This is a genomic window from Paenisporosarcina sp. TG20, from assembly GCF_000286315.1.
Classification (GTDB): Bacteria; Bacillota; Bacilli; order Bacillales_A; family Planococcaceae; genus Paenisporosarcina.
On record NZ_ALJG01000115.1, the window covers coordinates 1 to 3,813 of the forward strand.

The 3,813-nt window shown below is 34.2% G+C and carries 5 protein-coding genes and 1 pseudogene; all 6 read right to left on the minus strand.

Annotation, left to right across the window (positions count from 1 at the left end):
• Positions 1 to 92: 92 nt before the first annotated feature.
• Positions 93 to 368, minus strand: a complete 276-nt coding sequence (locus B371_RS0101085) for a thioredoxin family protein (RefSeq protein ID WP_019412483.1) — start codon at positions 366 to 368, stop codon at positions 93 to 95.
• Between the two features lie 149 nt (positions 369 to 517).
• Positions 518 to 787 (minus strand): thioredoxin family protein, encoded by a 270-nt coding sequence (locus tag B371_RS0101090; RefSeq protein WP_019412484.1) that lies wholly within the window; start codon positions 785 to 787, stop codon positions 518 to 520.
• On the minus strand, positions 780 to 1,196 hold the full coding sequence (locus B371_RS0101095; protein WP_019412485.1) for a MerR family transcriptional regulator: 417 nt from the start codon (positions 1,194 to 1,196) through the stop codon (positions 780 to 782). The genes B371_RS0101090 and B371_RS0101095 overlap by 8 nt, the downstream gene beginning before the upstream one ends.
• Before the next feature lie 347 nt (positions 1,197 to 1,543).
• Complete coding sequence (merA, locus tag B371_RS0101100) at positions 1,544 to 3,184, minus strand: mercury(II) reductase (RefSeq protein ID WP_019412486.1); 1,641 nt, start codon at positions 3,182 to 3,184, stop codon at positions 1,544 to 1,546.
• Positions 3,185 to 3,225: 41 nt separating this feature from the next.
• Positions 3,226 to 3,360 (minus strand): hypothetical protein, encoded by a 135-nt coding sequence (locus B371_RS23260; protein ID WP_019412487.1) that lies wholly within the window; start codon positions 3,358 to 3,360, stop codon positions 3,226 to 3,228.
• Positions 3,361 to 3,537: 177 nt separating this feature from the next.
• A pseudogene (locus B371_RS24235) lies at positions 3,538 to 3,813 on the minus strand (putative mercuric transport protein); the annotation flags it as partial.

A 3,813-nucleotide genomic window follows, 5' to 3' on the forward strand; every position in this document is an offset into this window, starting at 1 on the left:
ACTCAAGCCGAAAGTCGGGTTAGCAATACTTTATTTCCTTGGGTTTAGTTAATAAATTCACTTCTTCAGCGGTGAGTAAATCACTATATTTTTCATGCTTCTGTACCCAATTTTTTATTTCTTATTTCTTCTATTCTTAAGCGAAGAACTTTTTCTTTTGGAACACTTGAAAATTCTACATTCCCATTTATTACAATAGCTGAAGTATTTACAAACCCTAACTCTTGAATTCTTTCAGGTTGTTCTAAAGCGTCAATTTCCCGAAAGTCTACATTACTAAAATCTTTTAAAATTTTTTTGACAAGTTCCTTTGCTTTTTCACAACTAGAACAACCTGAAATGCCTGAAGTTACAACTTCCACTATCATATTATCACACCCTTTTTCTTTAAAATCTAAAAATATTTAGTTCATTATAAAGTATGTACTTGGGTACGAAGTCAATTTTTTTAAGAATATTTATTAGTGAAAAGATACAAAACCAACGGTAAGCCTAATTTACCCTTGGTTTTGTATAATTATTGACCTAAGCCTGCTGCTTTTAAAGATTCAATGTTAATTCCGTTATTTTTGCAGCAATCCACTAATTCACCGTTAATTGCAACGGCTGGAACTGATTTTACACCATATTGTTTTGCTTTTGTTTCACATTCGTTCGTGTCGCAACCTTTATTTAAATCGTAAACGACAACATCACAATTATCACAAGCTAAATCTTTCACTTGTTTGACGACATCCTCACATAAATAACAACCAGATGTAAATATTTCTACTAATCGTTTAGCCATTTTCCTTCACTCCTTCAAAATTTTTAATAATAGGACAATCATTTTTCAAAATCCCAGGACCAGGACATTTTTGTGCTAAATCTTCAAGTAATGCGTTCATTCGATACATATTTTGAATTTTTTCTTCGATTTCTTTGATTTTACTTGTTGCAAAATCATGTACCTGCTCTGAACGGAAATCTTCATCATTTGAAGCATTTAACAGATTTTTTATTTCTTTTAATGTAAATCCTAGATCCTGAGTCCTTTTAATAAATTGAATGTCTTTTACAGTAGATTCGGGAAAGTTTCTGTATCCCGATTTATTTCGAGGAGGTTCAGGAATTAACCCCCGCCTTTCATAGTAGCGAATGGTTTCAATATTGACCTCACAGGCTTTAGCCAGTTGGCTTATTGTTAATCCGTCCATGTCTTTTCCCTCCTCAGTTATTAGTATGAACCCCGTACCAAGGTAAAGAGTCAATAGTGAATTAGTGATTTATTCTTTTTTATTAAAAATCCTGACCGTTAGTTGAAGAACGACTGTCCCACAAACGCTTGTTTTCGGAACTTCTAATACTTAACTGAATTATATCTAAAATTAGACAAACATTTGACACCAAAACTCATTCCCAATAATAAAGTTCCAAAATTTAATTTTTCACCCTATTTAAACTTGCTTAACGAACAAAATCCAAAATATTGGCTGCACCCCTTATAAAGAAAATCGAGCTTTACTTTGTGTACTTATGATCCATTTATAGCAGAAAACAGATTCTATCCTGCACAACAAGATAATTTTGATACATCTTTATCAAACGTCAGAGCAGCTAATTTTAATCCTTCTGCCATTGTTAAATATGGTGCAAGACTTTCTTTTAAATCTTGTACGGTTAACCCGAATTTAACGACTAATGTCCCCGCATAAATCACATCTCCTGCATTTTCAGATACAATATGAACCCCTAACACCTTCAGCGTTTTTGCATCCGCAACAAGCTTAAAGACACCTGTTGTTTCACGATTGACAATCGCTCTTGGAACAGCACTTAAAGGTAATACAGATGTTTTCACTTCGTAGCCTTGTTCTTTTGCTTGTTCTTCTGTTAAACCAACGGTGGCAATCGAAGGATTTGTAAATGTAACGCCAGGAACAAAGGATAAATCTAATTTTTTATTTAATCCACCAATAGCATTATCAGCTACAATTCCACCTTCATACGCTGCTACGTATACAAATTGAGGTCCTAGTGTTACATCACCTGCTGCATAAATCTTTTCATTACTAGTCCTAGCAAAGTCATTTATCACTATTTCTTTACGAGAACCAACTTCAACCGCTGCTGCACTTAAATTTAATTTATCCGTATTTGGTTTTCTTCCTGTTGCAATAAGTAATTGCTCTGATTCAATGACTTTTTTCTTACCATCTACTGTAACATGAACCTTTTTTATCTCTCCAACTTGTTCTACATACTCATAAGTTGCCTCTTTTACAAGGTTTATGCCTTGCTCAACTAAAGCTTGTTCAACTGCTTCTGAAATCTCTGGGTCATATTCCTTTAAAAGGCGCTCACTTCTTTGTATAAGCGTTACTTCTGAACCTAGATTATGAAACAGTTGTCCAAGCTCCAATCCGATATATCCTGAACCAATAACCGTTAACCGTTTTGGCACTTTTTTTAATTCAAGTAACGTTGTACTTGTCAGATACTCCACATCTTCAAGTCCAGAAATAAGAGGTAAAGAAGGAGATGCACCCGTTGCGATTAGAAAGCGTTTTGCAGACAATTTATTTCCGTTTACCTCAACGGTATTTTCATCAACAAATTTCGCTTCACCTTCAATTAATTCAAAGCCATATTCATCGATTAAATCAATATACTTCTTATTGCGAAGCTCACTGACTAATTCATCTTTTTTATTTACTAAAGAAGCTAAATCCACTTCTCCAGCAGATGTTTGTAACCCTGTAAATGGATTTAATTTTGCTAAATGATTGATTTCCCCAGCTCTAAGAAGTGTTTTTGATGGAACACAACCAATATTCACGCAGGTTCCCCCAACCGTTCCACGCTCAATCATCCCAACTTTTGCACCGTATTCGATTGCCTTGATCGCAGCCGAAAAAGCAGCTCCACCAGAACCAATGATAAGTAAATCATAATCGCCTTCATTACCTAACACTACATTTTCTTGTGATGACAATTCTTTTATTTCTCCAGGTTGATATTTTGCTTCATCAATCGCCTTTTTTGCATTTTCAACCCCAATATCATCGGGTAACTCAAATACTGCTTCACCATGACGAAAACTAGCTTCAATGTTTTTAGCCCCAATATTTTCAAGTGCTACTTCTATGTGTTCTTCACACCCCGTACAAGTCATTCCTTGAATTTTCACTTTAAATTTATTCATCTTTACCATCCTCCTGTTTTATCTTAAACTTTCCTTATTTCCTATCCTAAATCAGTAATCACTTTTTCAATTTCATTTAAACTAATTTTTGATGTATCAAATGTAAGTTTAGTTTCCTCTGAACCCTCAAACTCTACATATTGAACACCATCCAAATTTGAAACGGCGGAGCTCACCGTAATATCACAAGATACTCAAATGAATCCAACTATCTTAACGAAACAGATTCTAATTTTTTCGATTGAACTTCACTTGTTGTGGAACTATCCTCGATCACTTCTTGACCACATCCAGACAGAATTAAAACCACTCCAAAATACTATGGATAGATATTTTAGGTATTTCATCATGCTCTATATCCCCTGACTAAATAATGTGTAGATAAGCATTGCCCCAAAAACGACAGTGAAAATTAATAACAATATCCTCATTTTATTGGAAGGTTTTTGTTGTTTCCGTACAAGTAAATGAGCGATAGAAAGCATAAAAACAGTGATTACGATAATCGAAATTATATATGGGTAAACGTAACAGCAAGTGTTCCAGCTAAACCAATTAGACCAAGTGATATTAAAATTGCTAAACCAATTCAACATAGGCTAGCTAAAAAACAATCGCAACAACTCTTT